Here is a 23,034-nt window from a genome sequence, read left to right as displayed (position 1 = left end):
TGCGGCAGGTGGCTGCGCCGGTGTTCTCCGGCCGTGCCGTGTTCGTGGCGTGTTGGTGGGCCCGGTTGATTGTCGAGTCGACCGAGACGGTCCAGTCGATTCCGTCGGTCGAATCCGCCTGGGCGGTCAGCTGGGCCAGAACCGTGTCCCAGGTGCCGTCAGCCGCCCACTTGCGATGGCGCTTCCCTACCGTCTGCCAGGGACCGAATGCTTCGCGGGGCAGATCTCTCCAGGGGATTCCGGTGCGGTACCGGTAGAAGACCCCTTCGATGATGCGACGGTGGTCGGTGAACGGACGCCCTGCCTTTCCGGCGTTGCAGGGAAGGCAGGGCGCCAGGCGTGCCCACTGCTGGTCGGTCAGCAGTGGCACGCGCCCGCTCGTGGTCACCGAGGCTGATAGGCGGTGGCCAGTACGGAGACGGTGACCTGGTCGGGCAGGAGGCCGTCATGGTTCAGGTCAGCACGACTCACGTGGCGTGCGCTCGGCGTCATCGCCACCAGGTCCAGGACATCCAGCCTGGACAGGGTCGCGGGGTACTCCACCTGTTCGGTGACGACGGCATCGAAGAACGGGCCCAGCGCCCGGTGCAGGCGCTGCTCCTTGGCGGGGTCGATGGCGACCATCCCAGGCAACCGGTCGCGCAGCTCGGCCAGATGCCGATCGCTGGGACGGATCACGATCAGCCGCCCGGTCGGGCGCAGCACGCGGTGGAACTCGGTCGGGTTGCGCGGGGCGAACACGTCCAGCACGATGTCGGCCACCCCGTCGGCCAGCGGGAAGGGACGGTAGACGTCCCAGGCCACCGCAGCGGCTCGGTCGTGGGCACGGGCCGCCGAGCGCAGCGCGCGCACCGACGTGTCCAGTCCCAGACCACGGGCGCCGGGCAACTGGTCGAGTACGCCGGCCAGGTAGTAGCCCGTGCCGCATCCCACGTCCACAACCGTGGCCTGCTCAGACACGGCGCCGGCCACCAGGCGGGCCCCGACTTCGCGGATGGGCGCGTAGGCGCCGGTGGACAGGAACCGGTCCCGGGCCTGGACCATGGCCGCGTCGTCGCCGCTGATGCCGCGGGTGCCCGTCAGCAGGCTGGCGTAGCCATGGCGGGCGACGTCGAAGGTATGGCCCACCTGGCAACGCAGTGCGCCGCGGTCGGGGTGCAGGTGACGCGTGCGGCACGTCGGGCAACGCAGCAGGTCGAGGGACAGTTCAAGGGCAGGGGAAAGCGACACGGGCACGAGGCACTCCTGGCAAGGGGTGAAGGCAGGGGATCGTGCCTGCACGCGCGCTCAGAGCGTCACTGCCTCAGGAAGGAACGGGCAGCGCTGGAACCGTGGTTCACGCAGCAGGCACACCAAGGAGGGCGACGCCGTCCGACATCGCCCTCAACGCCTTCCGATCACAGGAAGCAGCAGTGCGGGGTGCTCATGAATGCCACGTCACGAGTCTACGAGCATCGGCGAAGCCCCCGTGCCCCACAGGAGTTGGGAGACACGACCTGGCGGAGTGGCCCGGCCGCCCACTACGGCACCGGAGCTTCGCGCTTCTCAGGTCGCTCGCTGGGTGTCCCGGCTTATCAGCACACGTACTCCGACGGCGAGAACAGGTTGTATGCCTCGCCAGGAAAGTCGATGCTCACCTGAGCCTGGACGTAGCAGCTAGACCGCCAGTTGGTGGACTTTCCCCAGATGTTGCCGGCCCAGTACTGCCCGGTGGCGATGTTGGTGATATCACCATGTTGCCCGTTCGAGTTGATCCACTGGGACCCCGAAATCACGTTCGTGAAAGCGCCAACGAACACGTAGGGCTGCCAGTACCCGTTGCCACCGAGGTGGAGGCATTCCTCCACCACCGTGCCGTTGCCGAGCTTCACACCGTCGCCGCAGTAGTAGCTGTCAACCGCGTGAGCAGTCGTCGCGCCGAGCCCAACCAGTCCGAACGTGGACACTGCCAGAGCTGCGGCGCCGGCCGCGAGTCGAATCCTGAGCTTCATGAATCCCCCTGTGTGTGATCACTGCCAGGCATGGCCGGTTGACCCCGCCTTGTGCGGAGGCTCAACCAGGTTGCTCAGTGTGGCTGTGTGGAGTCTCGTTTCCCGTACGAATCCGTACACCCCCGCCTGCGGCTCCGTGGTCCGAAGGTATGACCGTGAGGGGGTGGGGCGGAAGGATCTCTTTGCACGGTGAGGGGATGCTTCCGGTGTCGGACCGCACAGTGAGTGCACTGCCCATCCACAGAACGATGCCCATCCGGCTCATCGAGCTTGACCGTGGCATCAAGGGTTTGAGTGCTTTCGGGGTCGGCCGTGGGGTCCGCTGGGGTGAGCCGTGAGGTGCCCTCGTGCGCGTCGGATGGTGGTGCAATGGCCGCGGAGTCGCTGGTTGGCGGGGTTGCGGTAGCCGTAGGCGCAGCGGGCGTCGGTCTTGATTGTGCGGTTGATGCCTTCAGAGGCGGCATTCGTGATCCCCGTGGTGATCCCAGACAGGATCTGCGGCCACCACGTGTTGACGGTGGTGGCCAGGCGCTCCACTTCTGGAAGACCGCTGGCGGCGGCAGACTCGTAGAACTGTGTGAGCAGTTGGCCGATCTGCTGTCGGGTGGGGTTGGTGCCGTGCAGTTCCAGCAGGTCGCGCAGATCCTCCTTCACCTTCCAGGCCGCCAGGATCGGTTCGCTGATGTTCTTCGGCAGCGCCTTGAGGTCGTCGACCTTGGATCGAGGTGGTCGGCGTGTATCCGGGAGGCCGCCCTGGTCAGCCGGTTACGCAGCTGCCACTCCCGGTTGCCCTTGCGCCCGCGCCTGCCGCGCTGGGTCAGGGTGACGCGGCGGCGGACCTCGATGACCGCGTTGTTAGCCAGTTGCACGATGTGGAACCGGTCCACGACCAGCACTGCGTGCGGCAGGGATGTGGTGACGGCGGCTTTGAAGACGGTGCACATGTCGATGGCGACGGCCTTCACCCCGGCCCGCCACTCGGCGGCTTGTGCCTCGATCCACTCCGATACCGACGCGGCGGTGCGGCCCTCGACCTGCCCGAGCAGCCCGGCGCCAGCGGTCAGGTCACAGAACCCGACATGCCGTCGGTCCGGCACCACCTCCCAGACCTCGGCACCACCGGACCCGGGGACACGGCGGAATTTCGCCCTGCCGCGTCGGGTCTCATACGTCCCCAGGTGCTTGACGCTCGGTGTCGCCCGCGGAAGCACCGCCTGTGCGTGTGCGACGAACGCCGCGTGCACGACCGGCCATGACAACTCGTGGTCCCGGGCCGACTGCAGGACCGGCCGGCCGGCGTCGGCGACCGCTGCCCCTGCCGAGGCCCGCAGCCTGCTGGTCAGGCGGGAGCGCGCGGGGATCGCCGGCAGCGATTCGGTGAACGACCGACGGTCACATGCAGGGTTACGGCACTCCCACCGGCGTTTCGTCCATCGCAGTAGTGTCAGCCTCCCCGCCAGCGGCAGGTCCCGCGGAGTAGTGGTCACCAGCCCTGACGATCTACTTGCGCGCTGCCCGCATCCCGGGCAATGCCACGCGTCCCGGCAGGCCGTGACCAGTGTCAGCATCCGGACGTTAAGGGTTCGCCCATCGGCGCTTCGCCTGCTCGTGGCCTGCGAGGCGCCGATGGGACGTCCTTCGTGCCGACGGGATACACGGTTACCTCGTGACGACGAGCTTGCCCGTGGTGTGCACGCGGAGGAAGTCAGCGCATGCCTGCGGGCCGCGGTCGAGCCGGTACCGGTGTCCGATCGTGGCACGCAGTTCTCCACGCACGGCTGCGTCGCCGACTTCACGCATGCCGCCGAGGTCGCCGTCCATGTCGAGGACAAAGTGCATCTCGACATCGTCACGGCCGATCAGCTCCGGCGTCGGCACCGGGTAGGTGATAGTGAGGAGCCGGCCGCCGGGACGCAGCGCCGCGGCAAGGCCGGTCAGGCGGTCGCCCGGCAGGACCACGTTGACAGCGACGTCGATGCCGGCGGGGTAGTCCGCCGGCTGATAGCCGATGATCTCGGCTGCACCGAGCTCGCGCAGTACGTCGGCGTCGGCGTCGGTCGCTGTGGCGGTCACGTGGGCCTTCGCCGCGGCCAGCAGCGGAATCAACGCGGTGCCGACGCCGCCGGTCGCCCCGACAACCAACACGTGCTCGCCCTGTCGGATGTTCGCGGTCGTCGCGATCGCCCGCGCGGTCAGTCCCGCGGTGGCCAGCGCCGCCGCGTCCTCGGCCGGCAACTCGGCCGGGCGGTGCGCGACAAGCGGGGTGTCCGCCTCGATGACGGCGTACTCGGCCAGCGTGCCGGTGCCCACCGACGGGCGCTTGCCGGCCATCGCGCGTAACGCCCGAGGCACGGCCAGGCCGAACACCTCATCACCGACTCGGTAGGCGGTGACGTCGTCGCCGACTTCGGTGACGGTTCCGGCGAAGTCGTTGCCGGGGATGTGCGGGAACTCCAGCCGCACGGCGTCGCCGAACTCGCCGCTGGGCAGTCGGACGTCGGCCGGATTGATCGCCGCGGCGGCGATCCGTACCTGGATCTGTCCTGGGCCGGGTCGAGGAATGGGGACCTCGGCCACCGTGTACTGCTCCGGCGGTCCGTAGGCGGTCGCGACGACGGCTTTCATCGATCGGTGGTTGTTCAAAGCCCCTCCAGAAAAGCGGACCGGGCGGTCATGTTCTGCCCCGGCGGAAGACGCTAGCGATAACCGGACCGGGCGGTCAACTTGTTAGGCTGCGACCATGACCACGTCCCGCCCGCTACGCGCCGACGCCGCCCGCAACCGCGCACTGCTGCTGGCGGCGGCGGCCGACGAGTTCGCCGAGCACGGACTGGACGCCTCGGTCGCCGATATCGCCCGCCGGGCCGGGATCGGGAAAGGCACTGTCTTCCGCCACTTCCCGACCAAAGACGACCTGATCGCCGCCATCGTGCTGGACCGCATCCAAGCCCTCACCGCCATCGGCGAACGCCTGCTGGACTCCGACGACCCCGGCGGCGCGTTGCTGGAGTTCCTCGCCGCCGCCGCACACCGGCGGCAACAACGCGACCTGTCGTTCCTGCAGGAGGCCGGCGACACCCGCCCCGAAGTCGGCCACGCGCGCACGGCCATGTTCCAGACCATCGACACCCTGGTCGACCGGGCCCGTGCGGACGGCGCCATCCGGCCCGACGTCACCGGTACCGACGTCACCCTGCTGATGTGCGCGCCCAACTACGTGACCAGCTCCGTCCCGGACGCCTCACCAGACCTGTGGCAGCGATACCTCGCGATCATCTTCGACGGCCTGCGCCCCGAAGGAGCCCACCCACTGCCCCAACCTCCGCCGGGCACAATCTGACGCGAACAGCAGCGTCTCACCAGCGGCCTATGCGCGGCATCGCACGAGGTTTCAGCCGTCGCCCATTCATCAAGACTGTGAGGCCACGGTCAAGTTCGAGGAGCCGTTATGGATCTCCACGATATTGGCGCCTCTGACCTGGATCGCCCTGCGGCACGACGATGCCCCGCCGGAGCGGGCGGGGCGTCGCCCTATCAGGTCTACGTCTACGCAGGACACCCGCCGAAGCATGCCGACAGCGGTCCGCACGTGTCACTGCCCCTATGGCTGGGCGAGGCCGGCTGACGGGACACCTTGTCGGCGCAGGAGTCGGCCTGCGGGCCGCCACAGGGCGAAGGCCAGGCCGAGGCGGGCGAGCGTGACCGTGCCCTACCACGCAGCGGCCGCCGGCTCGGTCCCGGGTACCTCGCTGGTGGCGACGCTGCCGACGAGTTTCGCCATCCAGCACGCGGCTCCGGGTGTCACCACCGTCATCCCGGCACCGGAGGAGATCGGCCCGATGAGCTACGCGATGTCCTGGCATCCCCGCCTGGACGACGACGCCGCACATCGCTGGCTCCGCAACACGATCATCTCGACGCCGAACACCAGCTGACACAGACACGCCTGCAGCGCGCCGGGCCTTCTCTTTGTGCTCAGCGGACCTTCGGTGAGCGGCGGCCCGGGCGGACGGCGACTACGATCCGGGCACGGACGCGGGGAGCGTCGTCCGGCACTGCAGTAGCCGGATTCGAGGAGCGCCGGCTGGGTGTCGGCCGCCAAGCCCCTGCCCACACTCGCCCATCTGTACAACGGGCGGACCTGCGCCCAGCTCGCGGCCGGGTTCGGATTGGCACCTCCACCGCCTACCGTCACATGGCATCCGGCGCGGATACTGCCTCCCGAACTGCCCGCCGAGATCGAACAGGGACAGCTGGGCGACGGGATGCGGGCGCCCGCGACTGACGACGATCCGGGTGTCCTCGGGCAGGCCCGGCAGGTCGAGCAAGCCGGCGAGTCGCAGCAAGGAGGCGGCCCGGTCGGTCCGGGCCGCCTCCTTGGCTTGGCCTAGGCGTCGAGGGACTTCGCGGCCTCACGGATCACATCGAGGACGAAGTCGGGATGCGAGAGCATGGGAACGTGACTGCTGTCCACGGGGCGGATTGTGGCGCCCATGCGCTCGGCGGCGGACCGCTCCAGGTCGGGGTGCACGGTGCGGTCGCTGTTGGCGACGATGTACCAGCTTGGCTTCGTCCGCCAGGCGGTGCCGGGAACCTGCTGGTTGAACAGGTCCGCCACTGGCACAGCGCCCGTCGCCAGGACGAGCTTCTGCTCCGCTTCCGGGAGGTCGCCGCAGAAGTGCGGGACGCCTGAAGGCTTGAGCCACACGCGGCCGTCAGCGACGTCGACGTGCTCGAAGATGGGCGTGCGGGGGAATTGGTCCTGCTGTTCCTGCGACGTCTCGTCCTCGTCCGGGGCGAGCGCGGCGATGTACACCAGAGCGCGGACGCGGTCGTGGGTGCCCGCTTTGGTGATCAGGGTCCCGCCGTAGGAGTGACCGACCAGCACGATCGGGCCGGGGACGTGGTTGAGCGTGAAGTTGACACACGCGACGTCGCTTTCGAGCGAGTCGAGGCCGTGCTGTGAGGCGAACACCTCGTGCCCTTCAGCCTGGAGCGTGGGGATGAGCTTGTTGAAGCACGACCCATCCGCCCAGAGTCCGTGGGCGAAGACAATGCTGGGCTTGCCCGCCATGGCATTTCCTCCTACAGCGAGATTAAATATGCCGCATTGCACCATATTGCGTGCTCGGTACCTATTCTTGCGTGCTGGCCAGGCGTGTTGCCCCATCCCAATCGTTGGGCCTACGAGGTTGAACGCGTTCTCGTGGTGGTCATGTGCTGATGATCAGGCTCGTTTCAGCGAGGCAGCCGTCTACGAGGTCGCCGCGGTACTGGATGTGGCGCAAGCGGCGCTCGGATCCATGGGACCTGATTCGACCACCGCGACTTCCAGCGCTGAAATCGGCACATCGATCATGCCGTCGGCATAGGGATCGGTGTGCGCCTCAGCTGCGATGGTCCCACCGCCGCGGTGCTCGGGCCGGTGGGTGAGGTCTGTGCGCCAGTTGCCTCCGGTCCGCGAGCGCCACACCGGTCGACCGCATCAGTCGCTACGCCCGCCTCGTCCCGCTGCCCGACTGCCACGACCGCCGAAGCCGTCCGTGGAGCACCTGTGATCACCAAAGCCATCAGCCAAGCAGAGGCGGCGCGGAGCCTGCCGAGAGCGGAGGCGACACGGCGAGGGACCCGCACCTCGCTCCGGCACGCTAGTAGGAACTGGTCCGGTAGCGGCTGCGAAATTCTGCCAGCAGCTCATCAGTCACCTCGGCCCCGGAACTCACCGCGGCGTGGACGTCACGGAAGTAGTTTTCGTAGCCGGCAGGGGTGTACAGGCACAGGGCGCGTACCGGAGTCGAGCCCGCATTGCGGAAGCCATGCGGGGTGCCGCGGGTCGCGGCGAGCAGGTGCCCGGAGCCAACCGCTACCTCGCCGTCCCCGGTGTGGAGGGTCAACTCCCCTTCGAGGACATAGAAGTACTCGTCGTGTCCATCGTGAACGTGCGGTCTGGCGCCAACTACTCCGGGGGCCAGAGCGAACTCCTCGAAGGCGAAGCGTCCGCCCGTGTGCTTGCCGGTGAGCCGGAAGAAGTGAGCGACACCGGCAACGTCTATGAGCTCACCGTCCTGAGGGCGTCGCAGCAGTGGACGAGCGGGATTCCGGGACTGGTCGTCGGTCATGGGGGCATTGTGACCCAGGCGCTGACTGCTCAGCCGACAATTCGAGATGCGCCAGCGGCCCACCCGGACGCAGTCAGCGAAGGACAACCAGGGACAGCAGTCGCGTGCCCGACGGCGAAGGCGGCTGCCGGCCCTTCGTGGGCACACCCCTGCCATGACGACGTAAGCCCGAGGAGCCGGTGTACCCGCGCACCTTCGTGAACCATCGGGCCGGGTACCGCGTCATCCTGGTGCGCGGCCCGTGCCGGGTGGAGCTGGGCGAGGGAGAGCAGGGGACAGATGACAACAGGTGAAGTGACCGGTTTCGCGCTGGCCGTGTTGGCGGGCCTGCTGAGTCTGTGGGGCGGTGTGCGGGAGGCGCGGCTGCAAGCGCGGCTGCGTCGGTACGGCGTACACGCCGAGGGGTTGGTGGTGGACCAGTATCTGGCGCCGTCGGACGATTATTCGACACCCGTCATCGAGTTCACCGACCGGCAGGGGCGACCCGTCAGATTCACACCCGTGGCGACGGGGACGAGGATGGGGATGGAGCTTGGAACCCAGGTGCCGGTCGTCTATCCGCCCGAACACCCTGAGAACGCAAGGGTGTTCACCCGGAAGCACCTCCGGCCTACGGTCATCAGCCTGCTTACCGGAAGCGTGCTCTTCCTCGGCGCCGCGGTGTGGATCGCGCTCACCCGCTGAGCTTGTTCTCCCTCCTCGTTCCCACGTACAGATCCACAGCCGGGTCGCGGCGACGCTGACCGTGCCATGAAAGACGACCGCTCTCTTGTCGTGCCGGTTCGCCGACGGGAGCTGTACGCCTTGTCTCCGCACAGATGGTCAGAGCGGGTCCGCGGGCGCCCGCCCGCTGGACGTGGGACACGGATACGGTCCGGGACCGGGATCAACTGCGGCACATCACCCCACTGTCCGGGGGCGATCAGTATGGACAGCGGGCGGCATCCACCGTCACTCGCCAGGTGGATCTTGGTGGTGAACCCCCACGTGAGCGGCCCAACGTCTCTCAGCCCGGTGCCGGACTGGTCGCCTGCGGCATCCAGACACTCATTCCGTCCGGTGACGGGCTCCGGCGGCGTCACGCCCCACTCGCGCGAGTGGCGGGCGAGTCTGGCCCCGAAGGCGCCGGTGGCCTCCAGTTCGACCAGCACCCCGGCGTCGAACGAGCTCCATCGATCCGGGTGGGACCGCAGCCACCGGCCCGGCAGGCGCACAGGATGGCCACGCTGCACTCACTGTGGTCGTGTTTCTTCACGCTCGGCTCGTGGGGCCTGGACACTCCACCGTCGCACACCCGGGCGCGCCCACCGGCTACGTGCTCAGGCTGGCGTGCAAACGGCGCCGTACCCCGCCCTGTGCGGGACTGATGGAGCTGACCGAGACCCGCCGGACGTCCGTCCAGCGGGAACTCCTCTTCACGACCGCCAGCCGGCTGGCCCCTCGCCCCGGGGAAGGCCGGCGATGATCAGGTCGAGGGCGAATTCGAAGCGCTGGTCGAAGTTGTCAGGGCCGATGTACGGCAGGACCTCGGCCAGGGCCGGGTAGGTGTCGGCCGGGACCTGGTCCGGCAGGAGGGCCGGTGCGGTTTCCTGGGCGGCCTGCTGTTCCTGGGCGAGGCCCAGGGTCAGGTAGAAGATCGACCAGTGGGTCCACGCGGCCGTGCGCGGCGAGTGGCCGGCCGCCAGCAGGGTCGCGATCACGCTGTCTGCGAAGCGCAGCGTGCGGGGCTCGGCCGCGAAAACGCCCGCGACCATCCTGGCGGCGTCGCGGTGGGAGAGCAGCGCCGCGCGGCAGCGGCGGCTCAGTTCCTTGAGCCGGTCGGGGAACGCCTCGGGCAGCGGCTCGTCGAGACAGTGCGCGAGGAGTTCGTCGGAGGCCAGTTCGAGCAGGCGGCCCTTGCTGGAGGCGTGCCAGCGGACGGTGTTGTGCTGCACGCCGAGCCGGGCCCCGACGGCGCGCATGGTCACCCCGTCCAGCCCGTGCTCGTCGAGGACCGCCAGCGTGGCGGCGACGATCTCGCCCCGTGTCGTGCCCATCCGATGCGCCTCTCCGGTCGGCTTCCGCACCCCTGTTGCCCAGTGGACAATTCTAGGGCACTCTCATTCTTATCCATTGGACAAGAGTGAGGGGAAAGTGGTTGTCGTGATCGATGTGCTCATCGCCGGGGCCGGCCCGGTGGGGCTCTGGCTGGCCGCGGAGTTGCGCCTGCACGGGGTGGAGGTGACCGTCGTGGAACGCCGGGCGGCACCGGACGGACGGTCGCGCGCGGTCGGCATGCAGGCCGGCACGCTGGACACCTTCGCCACCCGCGGACTCGCGGAGCGGTTCATCGAACGCGGTACCCCGGTGCCGACCGGCCACTTCGGTGCGGCGACCACCCGGCTGGACTTCTCCACAGTCGGAGCGGCGCACCCGTTCATGCTGGCGCTCGGTCAGTCCGTCACCGAACAGCTCCTGGAGGAGCACGCGGTTGCCGTGGGCGCCCGGGTGCTGCGCGGAGAGGAGGTCGTCTCGCTCACCCAGGGCCCGGACGCCGTCGAGGCGGTGATTCGGGCCCGCGGCACCCACCGGACCGTGCGGGCCCGCTGGGTGGTGGGCTGCGACGGCACGCGCAGCGCGGTGCGCCAAGCGGCCGGCATCGACTTCCCCGGGCAGGACACCACGCTGACCGGATGGCTCGCCGACGTCGAACTCGACGACCCGCCCAGCGCGCCGCTCGCCGCCACCAGGCCGGCCGGTTCGTTCCTGGCGGCCCCGATCGGCGACGGCGTCCACCGGCTGGCGGGCCTCTCCACGGCCACCATGCACCATGGCACCGGCGAACCGCTGACCCTGGCGGAGGTGCGCGAGCAGACCCGCACGCTACTGGGACGGGATCTGGGCATCCGCAACCCCCGCTGGCTGTCGCGCTACGGCAACGCCACCCGCCAGGCCGCGCGGTACCGGGCCGGACGGGTGCTGGTGGCCGGGGACGCGGCGCACATGTTCTTCCCGGCCGGTGGCCAGGGCATGAACCTCGGCATCCAGGACGCCACCAACCTGGGCTGGAAACTGGCCGCCACCCTCCAGGGCCGGGCGCCCGACGGACTGCTCGACAGCTACGACACGGAACGCCGGCCGGCCGCCCGCGCCGTCATCGACAACACCCGTGCCCAGCTCGCCCTGTTCGCCGCGGCGAGCCCGGAGCAGATCGCGCTGCGCGAGGTCTGGTCCACCGCGCTGGCCGAACCGCAGACCAACCGCCAGTGGGCCCGCCGGATCGCCGGCTTCGACGACCCGCTCCCCGCCGACACCGCACCCGGCGCACACCCGCTGGACGGCACTCGACTGGCCGGCCTCGCCCTGGACACGGCCGACGCACCCACCGCCCACCCGTTGATGCACCACGGCCGGCCGCTGCTACTGGACCTCGGCGGGACGCGGACGCCGTGTACCGCAGACGGTCTGGAACAGCGGGCAGTCACCGTCAACACCGCAGCGACGGACCCGATCTGGCGGAACGTCACCGCGGTTCTGATCCGACCGGACGCCCGGATCACCTGGGCCAGCACCGACACCGACCCGCAGCGCCGGGCCGCGGACTGCCTCACCGCCCTGCGCACCCTGTGCCGCTGAGCGCGCTCGGTGAGCCCACCCGCCGGACCCGCTCGGCGCCCTTCTCTCACGGACCAGGCCGGATCAGCGCGACTCCTCCAGCCCCAGCGGGGGCACGCCATCCATGCGTGCATCGCAAGGCGGCGCACCTTCCGGCCGAAGGCTGGAGGCGTGCCTGGTCTGGAGACCGGGCTCTTCACCACCAGGCCAACCGAACCCGAACCCCAGATCACCCCACAACCGGAACCGAAACAGTCGCGTTCCTGCTCCGCGTCCACGCCATGGACACGCCCCAGCCCGGCCCGTATGCCACGTTGCCAGACGGTGGCGATGGGGCAGTTGGGCGAGTTGAAGGTGACCGACGAGGACGGCCGGAGTTGTCCTCACCCTCCGGCGACGTTCTGCTCAGGCGAGGCTTCAGCCGCCCCTCAGTCTCACCCCGAACCGGGTGCGCAATCGGTGGATCTCCCACCATGCGATCGCCGTCACCGTGGCCGGACCGCCGATGAACAGCGCATAGGCGATCGGCGTCGGTCCGCTGGGCAGTTTCGCTGTGGCCGCGAACGTCCAGACCAGGAAGGTGGCCAGCACAGGCGGGGCCGCGGGGTGAACCGCGGCCGCGCCGAAGCCGGTTCGTGCGACGGCGGCCGAGGCGAACAGGAACAAGAACACCGACCACATGACTCCCGCCAGGAACGCGAGGGACAGCCACGTACCCGCAGAGCCGCCCAGCCGCGACGGATCGGCCACGCTCCAGCAAACGACCAGTACGACGATGAGCAGCAACGTGCTGACGAACAAGCCGAGTTGGCGCAACGATCCACGCAGTGCAGCCCACATCGTCCGGCGGCGGCTGGAAGGCGCACACCAGACGAAGGCCATGAAGACGACCGGCGCACTCACGACGAGCAGCCACGGTGTGGTGAGGAGCGCGCTCCAGCGATCCGAGAGCGACTCGCCTATGTCCCGCACGGAGCCGAAGGCCACGACATCCGCGAGTGACACCCCGATCGCCGCGCACGTGCGGAGCCTCTTGAGGCGTGCCACGTCCGGATCGCGCACGGGGACGGAGCCTGGGTCACGAAGGAAGAGGCGCCAGGCGACACGGCGGGCGCTGCGTGCGAGGCAGTACAGCCCCATCAACGGAGAGAGCAGCAGCAGAAACGGCGACAGCACGAGCACCACGCCGCCGGGCAGGCGGCCGAGGAGTCCGAACAGTGAGGGCCAGTCCCGGAACTGTGCCGGGCCGGCCGGATCAGGGGAAGGTGGCACGGGCACCCCGCTCGGCGGCCAGTACGGCAGTGGACCACTTCCCGGTCGGATGGAGACCAATTCCGCACACCTCGCCCACGGACACCCCTACGTCTTCAACGCATCCCCCGGCAAGACGCGGGGGCCGCACGACACGGTTCCCGCATGATCAGCCACCCACCGCATCCGGTGACGTCCGCACCCGCTGTGCCAGCTCCCCACCACACCAGCCACAGGTCGACGGTGGCTGAGAAAGCACGGACCAGGCGGCCGGAAGCCGGTGAACCCACCAGACTCCCTCTGCGAGGATCCCGTCTTCGCCCAGCCCCAGAGCCGCGGCCGTGTGCCCAGGGATCCGGGCCTCGGCCCCCTCATCAGCCGCCGCTGCCGCCCGTCCGGATGCGCAAACGGCTCTGGTGCCCCGCAGCAACTGGGGCACGATCCACTGCCCCGGCCCCGCGGCCCCGGGCCGGCATGTGCCGCTCGGGCCACGAAAGGCCGGCGTCCCTGCCCAGCCGGCTTTGGGTCACCGTGCCGGAAAGGATGCCGTTGTCGTACCGACCATGGTGGCCGGTGGTTCGAGTGTGCGGCGTATCGGCCGGGCAATCTTCTGCTCGTGCCGGTGTGATGACGCCGGCGGCCTCGCCAGGGTCTTTGCTGCTGCCCGGTCGCGGCCGCCCGCAGCCAAGGGGGCTTTAGGCACGTCAGGGGGGCGAGTTCCCGGGTGCGCGAACGGCGCGGCGGACGGCGTTGCGGAGCCAGTGGTGGGCTCCGTCGGCGGCATGGCGGGGGTGCCAGGCCATGCCGATGGTCAGGGGCGGCAGTGGCAGGGGGATGTCGAGGAGGTGCAGGCCAAGGGCCGTGGTGGCATTGGTGAGGGGCGAGGGTGCGGCGCCGGGGAGCGCGGCGGGGACGAGGCAGATGACATCGCTGCGGGCGGCGAGGGTCATCGCGGCCAAGTGGCTGGGGAGGACGGCACTGACCCGCCGACTGAGGTTGCGCTCGGACAAGGCGGTGTCGAGGGGGCCGGTGAACCGGCCGCGGCGGCTGACCGCGACGTGTTCGGCAGCGGCGAACCGAGCCGGGGTCAGGGTTCCTTCGGTGAGGGGGTGGCCGGGCCGGACAGCCGCCACCATCCGGAGGGTGAGCAGTTCCTCGACCTGGGTTTCAGGGTCGACGTGGTCGATGGATCCGACTTCCAGGTCGATGCGGCCGTCGCGCAGTGCCGGTCCGGCCTCCAACTCCTCGGCCCGGAACCGCAGGGAAACCCCCGGCGCCTCCTGCCGGGCCAGCTGCAGCAGTCCGGGGGCCAGTACCGCGCCGACCAGGTCGGCGCTCTGGAGGGAGAAGGTGGTGTGCAGGGCGGCAGGGTCGATGCCAGTGCCGGGGGTGAGCAGTGCTCCGAGGCGGCGCACCACTGCGGCGGCTTCGTCGCGCAGGGCCTGGGCGCGCGGGGTGGGGACCATGCTCTGTCCGGCCCGCACCAGGAGCGGGTCTTGGAGGACGCGGCGGAGACGGGCAAGGGTGCGGCTCATGGCGGCGGGGGAGGTGTGCAGGCGGGCGGCGGCGCGGGTGACGCTCTGCTCGGAAAGCAAAGCGTCCAATGCGACGGCGAGTTGGGCATCGATAACCGGGTCAGGGTTGTTCACCAGCGTAATTCCGTTTCAGGCAATGATTCCATGCTGAAGTTCCCATTGTGGCAACACCCTTGATCTCCGCAGGATGAGGGGCGTACCGACCCGACACCATCCACGAGGTCTTCATGATCGTCATCACTGGCCCCACCGGGAACATCAGCCGCCACCTGCTTCCGCTGGTCCTTGAGTCCGCCCCCGCCGCCGGCGAGGAACTGCGCGTGGTCGTGCGTGACCCCGCCCGGCTCCCCGACGCGGTGCGCGAACACGTCGAAGTGATCACCGGCTCGCACGGCGACGCCCAGGTCGTCGACCGGGCCTTCGAAGGCGCGGACGCGGTCTTCTGGCTCGTCCCCCCGGACGCCTCCCTGACCCCGGAGGACGCCTACTGCGGCTTCACCCGCCCCGCCGCCAAGGCACTCGCCTCCCACGGCGTCGGACATGTGGTCGGCGTCTCCGCGCTCGGCCGCGGTACCCCGGTCGCCGACCACGCCGGGCTCGTCACCGCCTCCCTTGCCATGGACGACCTGATCGCGGGCACAGGCGTCGCCTACCGGGCCCTGGCCAACCCGTCCTTCTTCGAGAACCTCCTGGAGGAGGCCGACTCGATCCGCGAGAAGGGCGTCTTCGCCGACACCGTCGACGCCGACCGCAAGGCGCCCCTCGTGGCCGTCGCCGACATCGCCGCCGTGGCCGCCGGCCTGCTGCTGGACCGCTCCTGGACCGGCACCGACACCGTCCCGGTCCTCGGGCCGCAGGACCTGTCCCCCAACGACCTGGCCCGCATCATGACCGAGCAGCTCGGCCGCCCCGTGCGCTACGAACGCCAGCCGCTCGACGATCTGCACACCACCCTCGTCGGCTACGGCCTCAACGAGGCATTCGTCCGGGGCATCACCGACATGAAGCGGGCCAAGGACGACGGCCTCGACGCCGGCGTCGCCCGCACCCCGGACACCGCCTCCCCCACCACCTTCGAGCAGTGGTGCGCCCGGACCCTCAAGCCCGCCGTCCTCTCCTGAAGGCCCAACAGCCGTCGCCGCAGCACATGGCGCCCACCGTACCGAGACCCCCTGCCACCCCGGAGGCACTCATCATGTCCACTGAGAAGACCGAACCGCCGGTCACCGCGTTCATGCTCGTCAAGACCACACCCGAGTGGCTCGCCCTGACCGTCCAGGAACGTGTGGACGCCTTCACCACCCAGGTCCTCCCCGCAATCAAGGCCAAGACCACCGGTGTTCGGTCACGCTTCTACGACACGGAGTTCTACTCCGCGCGCGTCACCGACGTCTGGGTCTGGGAGGCAGACGACCACCACGCCTACCAGCTCCTCGTCGACGCGCTGCGCGAGACCCCGTTCTGGGACCGCTACTTCGAGGTCGTCGACCTGCTCGTCGGCACCGAGAACGGCTACGCCCACACCTACGGCCTCGACCCCGTCGCCACCATCACCACCTGACACCCGCCCGTCCGGCCCACGGCACACTCACCCGCACACTGATCTCCGAAGAGGCGTGGCACATTTCAGCCCCGCACGCGCGGCGGATCAGCCGTTCATGACGTAGTCCCGCCGGCGGCGGCTGGACTCGGCTGACGCCGAGACCGGCGTTGTGCGCCGGCTCGGCCTCCGACATCTGTTGATCTGGCCATCCGGGTGGGTGCCTCAGGGCCACCCTCTTCGCGGTGCGGGCTCGTACGTTGGTCGACATGCAGGCGAAGCCGCTGAGTGAGTTCCTGCGGGCCCGGCGCGCACTGGTGCGCCCCGAGGACCACGGGATGCCCGCGGGGACGCGCCGTACTCCCGGTCTGCGACGCGAGGAGATCGCGCTGCTCGCCGGGGTGAGCACGGACTACCACGTGCGGCTGGAACAAGGACACGAACGCAATCCGTCGTCCCAGGTCCTGCGGGCCTTGGCGGCAGCCCTGTTGCTGAAGGGCGAGGAATCCGCCTACCTGCATACGCTGGTCGATCCGCCACAGCGCGGGCAGGTCAATGTACCTGCCGTAGACCAGGGCCGGCGTGTCGACCCAGGCGTCCAGCAAAGACACCAGCTGCGTTTACCTGGCTCGACAGCGAGACCAGTCTGATCACAGCGATGTTCCTCAACCCGGCCGCCCAGGGCTTCTACTGTGACTGGGCCGACGTCGCGCAGGGGTGCGTGGCTGCGCTGCGGTCCGCCAACCCCGACCCGGACGATCAGCGACTGCAGGAGCTGGTAGGTGAACTTGCGGGCGAAGTCCCGACTTCGCCCGTATGTGGGCACGCCACGAGGTACGGGCCAAGACGGCCTCGACCAAGCGTTTTCGCCACCCGCTGATCGGCGACCTCACTCTGGGCTTCGAGACCTTCTCCGTCAACAGCGCCCCGGCCAGCACCTTGTCGTCTACCGAGCCGAGCCCGGCACCGCCGCCGACAGTCCCTGACCTTGCTGGGCAGCTTCGCCCTCACGTTGTAGCCGCCGAGGCAGAGGGCGCCGGTTGGACTGACCGCGGAATGGACCGCGTCTCCGCCCTCTCGACGCGCAGACAGGCGGAGGCGAACGGAGCCTGAGCGGAAGCTGTCGCGCGAGGCGGACCCGCGTGTGGAGCGACCGAGCAGGGCGCCCGTCGCCGTCCGGGCCGGAGGACGCTTCGGCGCCTGGTCCAGCCCATTCACGGCATCACGGCGTCTTCCTGTCGAGGGAGGTCGGGGTGCCGCAGCGCTCGTTGCCGTCGGTCAGGTCGTCGCGCACCAGGACAAGGAGTTGTGTCAGCCGCGAGCGCTGGGTGTCAGTCAGCGAGCGGAACAGGTCGTCTTCCACCTCCTGCTGCGCGGCTGCCGCGTCCTGCAGCCGCTGCTGTCCCGCCTCCGTCAGCACGACCAGGTGGCGGCGCCGATCGCGAGGGTCACGCGTGCGCGTCACCAGCCCCTCGGCCTCCAGAGGGTTGAGCTGCGTGACGAGCACGCTGGCCGCGGTATCCGTCTCGGCGGCCAGGTCGGTCTGCGCCAGCGGGCCGCGATCGTGGAGCAGCCCGAGGATGTGGAACTGCCGCGGCGCGAGGCCATGGGCGGTGTGCGCATCCCTCAGGCGACGCATGGCCTCGTGCCCCAGAAGGGCGAGCATGAGGCCGGGGCTGTTGCGGTGCTCGCCGAGCAGCGCCGGGCCGGAGGTGATGGAGGTAGCCGAAGTCACCCTTTCACTTTACATCACACAATCGTGTAAGTTCCTCAATGAATTATGCATGTGAACGATTGAGGGACCGCAAGTCCCTCCGCCTCCGTACGCCACTGTTCGCCCGAGGAGCGCCATGTCTGCCACCCGTCCGACCCTGTACCCCGATCCGAGCGCGGATCTGGGCCTGCACGGCGCACGCGCCGTCGTCACCGGAGGAACCCGCGGGATCGGCGCAGCCACCGTGCGCCGTCTGGTCACGGCCGGAGCGCACGTGGTCGCCATCGCCCGCAACCGAGCAGAAGTCCCCGCCCGAGTGCACGTGGTGACCGCCGATCTCGACACCCCCGACGGAGCCGAGCAGGCGGCAGCCGCAGCGCTCGACCTGCTGGGCGGCGTCGACGTGCTCGTCGACAACGCCGGACGCAACACCCACGTACCGGACGGCGTCCTCGCTGCGACCGACGAGGACTGGCTGGCCAACCTCGGGGCCAACCTGCTGTCCGCCGTCCGTCTCGACCGCGTCCTCGTCCCGCACATGACCGCACAAGGCCATGGGGCAGTCGTCCACGTGTCGTCGAACGCCGCCCGCTACCCTCAGCCCAACGGCGCTCCGTACGCCGCCGCCAAGGCCGCCCTCAACGCTTACAGCAAGAGCCTCGCACTCGCCTGCGGCCCACACGGCGTGCGCGTCACCGCGGTCATGCCCGGAGTCATCGAGACCGACGCCGTGGAAGCAAGCCTGCGGCAGGCGGCAGAACGCACCGGCCGCGACCTGGACACCATCCGCGAGGAGTTCCACCAGCGCCTCGCCGCCCCGCTCGGCCGCCCCGGACGCCCCGAAGAAGCCGCAGAGCTGATCGCCTTCCTCGCTTCCCCCCGCGCCTCCTACCTCACCGGCATCACCATTTCGGTCGACGGAGGGATTCTCCCCACCCTCTGACGAACCGTCGAGGATCTCCTTGAACACCAGAGGCTCATTCTCTTCCCGCGCAACGGAAGCCGGTCACGGTCGGCGTCGGCGTCCATAGTTCAGGAACAGGGGGCGCACGCCGTACCCATCGGGCTTTCGACGCGGCAATCCCCCGGGCCCGGATCCCGCCGCTGAGCTTGTTCGCTGCGGAACCGGTCCAGAAGCGGTTCGTCCGCCGGCTGACCGGCATGCCGAACCGCAATCCGGCGCCGGTCGGCAGAGCCGAGGTGACCGCCCGCAGCGGGATGATCTCGGAGACGAGTAGACCGTGGGGTCAGCGGGCGGGCAGCTCGAACCCGAGGGCTGCCAGGGCTTCCACGGCGGCCTGCTGATCCTGCTCATAGGTGCCGCCGGAGATTCCGAGACCTCCCACGCACCGACCGTTGTCGGTGATCGGGTAGCCGCCGCCGACCGCCATCAGGCGCGGGTGGCCGGCCAGCGGCGCGACCCGCGGTTCAGCGAGGTAGTCGTTCCACACGTGGGTGGGAGTGTGGAAGGAGGCCGCGGTCCAGGCTTTGTCGACGGCCACCTCGGCGGCGAGGAAGGGCACGCCGTCGGCGCGGTCGAACGCCTTGAGGTGCCCGCCCGGGTCGGTGACAGCTACGGCAGCCGTGAAGCCGATCCCGGCGGCAGCCACGTGCACCGCCGCGACAAGTGCGCCGGCGGCGGCCTGGGTGATCGAGGAGGCGGGGCTGGACTTTTCGAGCGTATCGGTGTTCATGAACGGTTCCCTTTGTGGCTGTGTCGTGAGGTGGGGCAGTGGCGGTCGGTGCCTTCGCGGCGGGGTCAGCGCAATGGTGAGGCGGGGGTGGGGACCACGCGGGTGACGACGGTCTTCTCCGGAATCAGCAGGCCGTACACGACCGGTCCGATCTCGCCCTTCCACCGGTCGTGGTCGTAGACCGCCGCGTACAGGGCTTCGCTCTGGGCCTCGTCCTCGAACCGGCGGATCCACACGTAGCCGTCCTGGTCCTGGTCGTCGACGAAGGAGGCGGTCACGTCCATGCCCAGCGAGGTCTGGAACGGGATGACGACGTCCTCCATGTAGCGCACCCATTCCTCGCGGCGTCCGGGCTGCGCCTGGTAGCGGCGGATCTCGTAGTACATGCTGCTACTCCAAACTGCCTGCGGGGATGGTCAGTTGGTGACAGTGAGGACGAGCTTGCCGCGGGTGCGGCCGGCCTCGCCGCGGGCATGGGCCGCACCGGCCTGCTCCAGCGGAAAGGTGTCCTCCACCTCGACGGCCACATGGCCCGCATCGATCAGGTCGGCGATCGTCGTCAGCGCGGCACCGTCCGGCTCGACCAGGAAGGGAGTCACCCGCACACCGGCCGCCGCAGCGGCCTCGGCCAGCTCCGGGGAGACGCCGGCCGGGATCGCGACCAGCAGGCCGCCGGGGCGCAGGACCTTCAGCGAGCGGGTGCTGGTCCGGTCGTGGGCGTCGCCCACCAGGTCGATGACGACGTCGACGTCGGCGGTGGCGTCCTCGAAGCGGGCGGTGGTGTAGTCGATGGTCTCGGTGGCGCCGAGTTCCTTGAGCCAGGGGTGGCGGGCGGCGCCGGCGGTGGCGATCACGTGGGCGCCCAGGTGCCGGGCGAACTGGACCGCGAAGTGGCCGACCCCGCCGGCGGCGGCGGTGACGAGGACGCGCTGGCCGGCTCGCACGTGGGCGGTGTCGACCACGGCCTGCCAGGCGGTCAGCGCCGCGAGCGGTACGGCGGCGGCGTGCACGTGGTCGAGGGTGGCGGGCTTGCGGGAGAACTGGCGGGCCGGGGCGGTCACGTACTCGGCGTAGGCGTTCGCGACGCGCGGGAACCACGGCATGCCGTACACCTCGTCGCCGGCCTTCAACGTGGTCACACCGAAGCCGACCTCCTCCACCACCCCGGACACATCCCAGCCCAGGGTGAACGGCGGCTCACCCAGCACTCCGGCCATGCCGGTGCCACCCCGGGTCTTCCAGTCCACCGGGTTGATCCCGGCGGCGTGCACCCGCACCAGCACCTCGGTGGGCAGCGGCACCGGGCGCGGCACCTGCTGGATCCGCAGCACCTCCGGACCGCCGAAACCGTCCTGGACCACCGCGCGCATCGTGTCTGCGGACATGCGTCATCTCCTGAAAAGGGCACTCTGTGGAAGGCCTTTGCGGCCCTCCCGTGGACGTCGACGACGCTATCCCCGCGGATATAGTTACCTTCAAGGTCCAGTACTTCCCATTGGGAAGTGACCTGGTGAGGAGAGGGAAGCATGACGACCACCTGCCCCAGCGGCCAGCACGCCCACCACGACGTCTACGCCGCACAGTGCCCGTGTCGCGCCCTGCTCGACCTGCTCGCCAACAAGTGGTCCGCGCTGGCCATCGGTGCCCTCGAGGACGGGCCGCAGCGCTTCGGTGAGCTCCAGCGCAGGCTCCAGGGCGTCAGCCCCAAGGTGCTCACCCAGACGCTGCGCCGCCTGGAGGACTTCGGCATCCTCGACCGCACGATCTACCCCGCCGTCCCCCTGCACGTCGAGTACACCCTCACCCCCCTCGGCCAGAGCGCCGCGCTCCCGCTCAACGCGCTCCGCTCGTGGGTCGAGGACAACATCGACCAGGCGTTCCGGCGGGAACCCGGTCGCTGAACACCCCGACGAGCGCGTGCGCGAGCCAGGCGTTCGGCTTGTCGCGATCGAAGAGCCACGACCGTGTTCGCTGTGGGGATTCCCATGCCCCGTCCTGCCGATGGGCACACCGCCCTCGTCGTCACCGCCTCGCTCCTCCGCGTACTCGAGATCGGCGCGCCGGAGTACAACGGGGCCTCCCTCGCAAGCCTCAATCCGTCTTGACCAACTGCACGACGACGCCCCCCCGGAGCAAGCCTTGGCTGAGCGTCGTCGTATCAGATCCCCGTCTACCCTGGACCCCCGTCGACGCAAGCCGACGGGGGTCCTCACGCGTCACGAGCGATCACAGGCATGTCACCAACCCCACGGACGCCCTCACGTCACAAGGCCCTGACCTGAACTTACGCGCTCACCTAGGACCAACTGGACGCCCGTGGACGGTCTCTACGACATGTGCCATGTGGTGCCGCAGGAAGCGCCTCCGCCGACACCAAACCAAGAGCCGGACCAGGTGCGGACCGACTCGGCTCCGCATCAAGCGATTCCACCCGTTGCCGCAGGTCAGCTCGCCAGCAGGACCAGCCACGTCAAAGTGCGGAACGGGACTATGACGAGCGGCGCCATTGCGCGTGCCGACTCGGCGATCATGACCTCACGAGCTTGACCTAGGCGGTCCCATCACAGTCGTGTCCGTCCGCCGAGCCGGTGCGCGCGAGCCCACACCGACGTCCACCAGGCCGCCGTCATCGGCACCATCGGCCGGTACCTGGCCACCGAGGCGTTTCCTGCGACACCTGAAGGCTATCGAAGCCTGCTGGCATGGCTGCGGTCGCACGGCCACGTACTGACGGTGCGCATGGAGGGCACCGGATCCTTCGGCGCCGAACTCGCCCGGTACCTGCGTGCCAACCAGATCACCGTGGTTGAGGTAGACCGACCGTCGAGCTCGTCGCGCCGCGGGCAAATCCGACCCCGGCACGGTCGAGGCGATCCGCGCACTGCGCGTCGTACGTGCCAGCGCCATCAAGGCCCGCACCCAGACCATCAAGCAGATCAAATCGCTGATTATCACCGCGCCCGCTGCGGTCCGCGAAGCACTGCACTCGCTGACCGCCACCGAGCTGATACGGCGCCTGGTTACCAGCCGACCCGGCGCCGATCGACCACCCCTGCCGCTGCCGACGAGCTCGCACTGAAGCGCCTGGCCAAGCGTGCCCGAGCGTGCACGGGGCCACCTACGCGACGGGGGTGAGTTCGGCGCGGCCGAACAGCAGCGCGTAGCCGGAGGGAAGCTGTTGCAGGATGCGGGTGATGAGGTCGGGGCCGGCGTAGGCGGCGACGGCGGAGAAGACGGATCCGGTGTCCCAGCGGGTGGTGGCCAGGGAGGCGCCGGTGCGGGCGGCCAGGTCCTTGACGAAGGCCCAGCCGCCCAGCGGCTGGGTGTCGGGGATCTGGGCGGTGAGGATGCGTGCGGCTTCGAAGGGGAGGCGGGCGGCCAGTTCGACGCGTTCGTCGCCGGTCAGCTGGCGTCCCAGACCCGAAAGGACGAGGCGGACGGCTTCCTCGGCCTTGTCGCGGGTGGGGTAGGCGCCTTCGTAGCGGACCTTTTCCAGCATGTGCTCGTACGCCCTCCCGTAGGAGTGCTGGCGCGGTGCGCTGTGGTCGGACATCACGGTCGTTGCCTTTCTGTCACTGGAATCGCGGTGGCCGCCG

At 69.6% G+C, this 23,034-nt stretch carries 25 protein-coding genes and 5 pseudogenes; 12 read left to right on the top strand and 18 right to left on the bottom strand.

What is annotated here, in order from left to right; all coding sequences use genetic code 11:
• Window positions 1-27: 27 nt before the first annotated feature.
• The 7 genes and pseudogenes from ACFC8N_RS34665 to ACFC8N_RS34635 all read right to left on the bottom strand — a co-directional run.
• Window positions 28-388 (bottom strand): annotated as a pseudogene (locus tag ACFC8N_RS34665) (IS5 family transposase); the annotation flags it as partial.
• A complete protein-coding gene (locus tag ACFC8N_RS34660; protein ID WP_376292704.1) occupies window positions 385-1,236 on the bottom strand; it encodes a putative RNA methyltransferase in 852 nt (283 codons plus the stop codon). The pseudogene ACFC8N_RS34665 and the gene ACFC8N_RS34660, both read right to left, overlap by 4 nt.
• A gap of 338 nt (window positions 1,237-1,574) precedes the next feature.
• Complete coding sequence (locus tag ACFC8N_RS34655) at window positions 1,575-1,991, bottom strand: hypothetical protein (protein ID WP_356027944.1); 417 nt, start codon at window positions 1,989-1,991, stop codon at window positions 1,575-1,577.
• 282 nt (window positions 1,992-2,273) lie between these two features.
• Window positions 2,274-2,645: a transposase gene (locus tag ACFC8N_RS34650; RefSeq protein ID WP_376292702.1), complete on the bottom strand. Its 372-nt coding sequence runs from the start codon at window positions 2,643-2,645 to the stop codon at window positions 2,274-2,276.
• Window positions 2,642-3,091: a transposase gene (locus ACFC8N_RS34645; RefSeq protein ID WP_376292791.1), complete on the bottom strand. Its 450-nt coding sequence runs from the start codon at window positions 3,089-3,091 to the stop codon at window positions 2,642-2,644. The genes ACFC8N_RS34650 and ACFC8N_RS34645 overlap by 4 nt, the downstream gene beginning before the upstream one ends.
• 315 nt (window positions 3,092-3,406) lie before the next feature.
• Window positions 3,407-3,559, bottom strand: a pseudogene (locus ACFC8N_RS34640) (transposase family protein); the annotation flags it as partial.
• Window positions 3,560-3,650: 91 nt separating this feature from the next.
• Window positions 3,651-4,616, bottom strand: coding sequence for an NADP-dependent oxidoreductase (locus ACFC8N_RS34635; protein WP_376292699.1), 966 nt, complete (start codon window positions 4,614-4,616; stop codon window positions 3,651-3,653).
• A 115-nt stretch (window positions 4,617-4,731) separates the two neighbouring features.
• Here ACFC8N_RS34635 and ACFC8N_RS34630 point away from each other — a divergent pair, with 115 nt between their 5' ends.
• The 3 genes from ACFC8N_RS34630 to ACFC8N_RS34620 all read left to right on the top strand — a co-directional run bounded on the left by ACFC8N_RS34630 (window position 4,732) and on the right by ACFC8N_RS34620 (window position 6,382).
• Entirely contained in the window at window positions 4,732-5,331 is a 600-nt protein-coding gene (locus ACFC8N_RS34630) for a TetR/AcrR family transcriptional regulator (protein ID WP_362817329.1), read from the top strand.
• Between the two features lie 358 nt (window positions 5,332-5,689).
• A complete protein-coding gene (locus ACFC8N_RS34625; RefSeq protein WP_376292696.1) occupies window positions 5,690-5,926 on the top strand; it encodes a hypothetical protein in 237 nt (78 codons plus the stop codon).
• A gap of 153 nt (window positions 5,927-6,079) precedes the next feature.
• Window positions 6,080-6,382, top strand: coding sequence for a hypothetical protein (locus tag ACFC8N_RS34620; protein WP_376292695.1), 303 nt, complete (start codon window positions 6,080-6,082; stop codon window positions 6,380-6,382).
• Here ACFC8N_RS34620 and ACFC8N_RS34615 read toward each other — a convergent pair.
• Entirely contained in the window at window positions 6,379-7,065 is a 687-nt protein-coding gene (locus ACFC8N_RS34615; RefSeq protein WP_376292692.1) for an alpha/beta hydrolase, read from the bottom strand. The genes ACFC8N_RS34620 and ACFC8N_RS34615 overlap by 4 nt on opposite strands.
• Before the next feature lie 574 nt (window positions 7,066-7,639).
• On the bottom strand, window positions 7,640-8,110 hold the full coding sequence (locus ACFC8N_RS34610) for a cupin domain-containing protein (protein WP_356027932.1): 471 nt from the start codon (window positions 8,108-8,110) through the stop codon (window positions 7,640-7,642).
• Between the two features lie 279 nt (window positions 8,111-8,389).
• Here ACFC8N_RS34610 and ACFC8N_RS34605 point away from each other — a divergent pair, with 279 nt between their 5' ends.
• The gene (locus ACFC8N_RS34605) at window positions 8,390-8,794 is read left to right on the top strand and encodes a DUF3592 domain-containing protein (RefSeq protein WP_376292690.1); all 405 of its coding nucleotides are present in this window, start codon (window positions 8,390-8,392) and stop codon (window positions 8,792-8,794) included.
• Window positions 8,795-8,891: 97 nt separating this feature from the next.
• On the opposite strand, the pseudogene ACFC8N_RS34600 reads toward ACFC8N_RS34605, so the two are convergent.
• Both ACFC8N_RS34600 and ACFC8N_RS34595 read right to left on the bottom strand, forming a co-directional pair.
• Window positions 8,892-9,157 (bottom strand): annotated as a pseudogene (locus ACFC8N_RS34600) (IS5/IS1182 family transposase); the annotation flags it as partial.
• A 368-nt stretch (window positions 9,158-9,525) separates the two neighbouring features.
• Window positions 9,526-10,146 (bottom strand): TetR/AcrR family transcriptional regulator C-terminal domain-containing protein, encoded by a 621-nt coding sequence (locus ACFC8N_RS34595; protein ID WP_362817324.1) that lies wholly within the window; start codon window positions 10,144-10,146, stop codon window positions 9,526-9,528.
• 106 nt (window positions 10,147-10,252) lie between these two features.
• Between ACFC8N_RS34595 and ACFC8N_RS34590 the strand changes: the two genes are divergently transcribed.
• Complete coding sequence (locus ACFC8N_RS34590; protein ID WP_376292688.1) at window positions 10,253-11,725, top strand: FAD-dependent monooxygenase; 1,473 nt, start codon at window positions 10,253-10,255, stop codon at window positions 11,723-11,725.
• A gap of 396 nt (window positions 11,726-12,121) precedes the next feature.
• On the opposite strand, the gene ACFC8N_RS34585 is transcribed toward ACFC8N_RS34590, so the two are convergent.
• Window positions 12,122-12,889, bottom strand: a complete 768-nt coding sequence (locus ACFC8N_RS34585; protein ID WP_376292685.1) for a hypothetical protein — start codon at window positions 12,887-12,889, stop codon at window positions 12,122-12,124.
• 770 nt (window positions 12,890-13,659) lie between these two features.
• Window positions 13,660-14,613 carry a LysR family transcriptional regulator gene (locus ACFC8N_RS34580; protein ID WP_376292789.1) on the bottom strand — a complete coding sequence of 318 codons (954 nt, stop codon included), beginning with the start codon at window positions 14,611-14,613 and terminating at the stop codon, window positions 13,660-13,662.
• Between the two features lie 104 nt (window positions 14,614-14,717).
• Between ACFC8N_RS34580 and ACFC8N_RS34575 the strand changes: the two genes are divergently transcribed.
• From ACFC8N_RS34575 to ACFC8N_RS34560, 4 genes and pseudogenes are all read left to right on the top strand, one after another.
• On the top strand, window positions 14,718-15,611 hold the full coding sequence (locus tag ACFC8N_RS34575) for an NAD(P)H-binding protein (protein WP_376292683.1): 894 nt from the start codon (window positions 14,718-14,720) through the stop codon (window positions 15,609-15,611).
• Window positions 15,612-15,685: 74 nt separating this feature from the next.
• Window positions 15,686-16,051, top strand: coding sequence for a darcynin family protein (locus ACFC8N_RS34570; protein ID WP_356027918.1), 366 nt, complete (start codon window positions 15,686-15,688; stop codon window positions 16,049-16,051).
• 248 nt (window positions 16,052-16,299) lie between these two features.
• Window positions 16,300-16,680 (top strand): hypothetical protein, encoded by a 381-nt coding sequence (locus tag ACFC8N_RS34565; protein WP_376292681.1) that lies wholly within the window; start codon window positions 16,300-16,302, stop codon window positions 16,678-16,680.
• 8 nt (window positions 16,681-16,688) lie between these two features.
• Window positions 16,689-17,143 (top strand): annotated as a pseudogene (locus tag ACFC8N_RS34560) (hypothetical protein).
• 109 nt (window positions 17,144-17,252) lie between these two features.
• Here ACFC8N_RS34560 and ACFC8N_RS34555 read toward each other — a convergent pair.
• Complete coding sequence (locus ACFC8N_RS34555) at window positions 17,253-17,765, bottom strand: MarR family winged helix-turn-helix transcriptional regulator (RefSeq protein WP_376292679.1); 513 nt, start codon at window positions 17,763-17,765, stop codon at window positions 17,253-17,255.
• A gap of 115 nt (window positions 17,766-17,880) precedes the next feature.
• On the opposite strand from ACFC8N_RS34555, the gene ACFC8N_RS34550 reads away from it, so the two are divergent.
• Window positions 17,881-18,687, top strand: coding sequence for an oxidoreductase (locus ACFC8N_RS34550; RefSeq protein WP_362817312.1), 807 nt, complete (start codon window positions 17,881-17,883; stop codon window positions 18,685-18,687).
• Between the two features lie 304 nt (window positions 18,688-18,991).
• Here ACFC8N_RS34550 and ACFC8N_RS34545 read toward each other — a convergent pair whose 3' ends face one another.
• The 3 genes from ACFC8N_RS34545 to ACFC8N_RS34535 all read right to left on the bottom strand — a co-directional run bounded on the left by ACFC8N_RS34545 (window position 18,992) and on the right by ACFC8N_RS34535 (window position 20,823).
• Window positions 18,992-19,438 (bottom strand): heme-binding protein, encoded by a 447-nt coding sequence (locus ACFC8N_RS34545; protein WP_376292675.1) that lies wholly within the window; start codon window positions 19,436-19,438, stop codon window positions 18,992-18,994.
• A gap of 65 nt (window positions 19,439-19,503) precedes the next feature.
• On the bottom strand, window positions 19,504-19,824 hold the full coding sequence (locus tag ACFC8N_RS34540) for an NIPSNAP family protein (protein WP_356027908.1): 321 nt from the start codon (window positions 19,822-19,824) through the stop codon (window positions 19,504-19,506).
• A 30-nt stretch (window positions 19,825-19,854) separates the two neighbouring features.
• Entirely contained in the window at window positions 19,855-20,823 is a 969-nt protein-coding gene (locus ACFC8N_RS34535; RefSeq protein WP_356027906.1) for an NADP-dependent oxidoreductase, read from the bottom strand.
• Window positions 20,824-20,964: 141 nt separating this feature from the next.
• Here ACFC8N_RS34535 and ACFC8N_RS34530 point away from each other — a divergent pair, with 141 nt between their 5' ends.
• Entirely contained in the window at window positions 20,965-21,339 is a 375-nt protein-coding gene (locus ACFC8N_RS34530) for a helix-turn-helix domain-containing protein (protein WP_356027904.1), read from the top strand.
• Window positions 21,340-22,054: 715 nt separating this feature from the next.
• A pseudogene (locus ACFC8N_RS34525) lies at window positions 22,055-22,573 on the top strand (transposase); the annotation flags it as partial.
• Here the strand turns inward: ACFC8N_RS34525 and ACFC8N_RS34520 are convergent.
• A complete protein-coding gene (locus ACFC8N_RS34520; protein ID WP_376292672.1) occupies window positions 22,557-22,991 on the bottom strand; it encodes a DUF2267 domain-containing protein in 435 nt (144 codons plus the stop codon). The pseudogene ACFC8N_RS34525 and the gene ACFC8N_RS34520 sit on opposite strands and share 17 nt — an antisense overlap.
• Window positions 22,992-23,034: the final 43 nt, after the last annotated feature.

The sequence above is a fragment of the Streptomyces sp. NPDC055966 genome (genome assembly GCF_042269865.1).
Taxonomy (GTDB): domain Bacteria; phylum Actinomycetota; class Actinomycetes; order Streptomycetales; family Streptomycetaceae; genus Streptomyces.
The sequence above is the reverse complement of the archived record's forward strand: the minus strand, read 5'-3'. Positions and strand labels throughout refer to the sequence as shown.

What these genes read in the sequence shown, in the direction of transcription:
- ACFC8N_RS34655 (WP_356027944.1), bottom strand. Translation starts at nt 1,991, where the DNA reads ATGAAGCTCAGGATTCGACTCGCGGCCGGCGCCGCAGCTCTGGCAGTG.
- ACFC8N_RS34635 (WP_376292699.1), bottom strand. Translation starts at nt 4,616, where the DNA reads ATGAAAGCCGTCGTCGCGACCGCCTACGGACCGCCGGAGCAGTACACG.
- ACFC8N_RS34630 (WP_362817329.1), top strand. Translation starts at nt 4,732, where the DNA reads ATGACCACGTCCCGCCCGCTACGCGCCGACGCCGCCCGCAACCGCGCA.
- ACFC8N_RS34615 (WP_376292692.1), bottom strand. Translation starts at nt 7,065, where the DNA reads ATGGCGGGCAAGCCCAGCATTGTCTTCGCCCACGGACTCTGGGCGGAT.
- ACFC8N_RS34610 (WP_356027932.1), bottom strand. Translation starts at nt 8,110, where the DNA reads ATGACCGACGACCAGTCCCGGAATCCCGCTCGTCCACTGCTGCGACGC.
- ACFC8N_RS34605 (WP_376292690.1), top strand. Translation starts at nt 8,390, where the DNA reads ATGACAACAGGTGAAGTGACCGGTTTCGCGCTGGCCGTGTTGGCGGGC.
- ACFC8N_RS34595 (WP_362817324.1), bottom strand. Translation starts at nt 10,146, where the DNA reads ATGGGCACGACACGGGGCGAGATCGTCGCCGCCACGCTGGCGGTCCTC.
- ACFC8N_RS34575 (WP_376292683.1), top strand. Translation starts at nt 14,718, where the DNA reads ATGATCGTCATCACTGGCCCCACCGGGAACATCAGCCGCCACCTGCTT.
- ACFC8N_RS34570 (WP_356027918.1), top strand. Translation starts at nt 15,686, where the DNA reads ATGTCCACTGAGAAGACCGAACCGCCGGTCACCGCGTTCATGCTCGTC.
- ACFC8N_RS34565 (WP_376292681.1), top strand. Translation starts at nt 16,300, where the DNA reads ATGCAGGCGAAGCCGCTGAGTGAGTTCCTGCGGGCCCGGCGCGCACTG.
- ACFC8N_RS34550 (WP_362817312.1), top strand. Translation starts at nt 17,881, where the DNA reads ATGTCTGCCACCCGTCCGACCCTGTACCCCGATCCGAGCGCGGATCTG.
- ACFC8N_RS34545 (WP_376292675.1), bottom strand. Translation starts at nt 19,438, where the DNA reads ATGAACACCGATACGCTCGAAAAGTCCAGCCCCGCCTCCTCGATCACC.
- ACFC8N_RS34540 (WP_356027908.1), bottom strand. Translation starts at nt 19,824, where the DNA reads ATGTACTACGAGATCCGCCGCTACCAGGCGCAGCCCGGACGCCGCGAG.
- ACFC8N_RS34535 (WP_356027906.1), bottom strand. Translation starts at nt 20,823, where the DNA reads ATGTCCGCAGACACGATGCGCGCGGTGGTCCAGGACGGTTTCGGCGGT.
- ACFC8N_RS34530 (WP_356027904.1), top strand. Translation starts at nt 20,965, where the DNA reads ATGACGACCACCTGCCCCAGCGGCCAGCACGCCCACCACGACGTCTAC.
- ACFC8N_RS34520 (WP_376292672.1), bottom strand. Translation starts at nt 22,991, where the DNA reads ATGTCCGACCACAGCGCACCGCGCCAGCACTCCTACGGGAGGGCGTAC.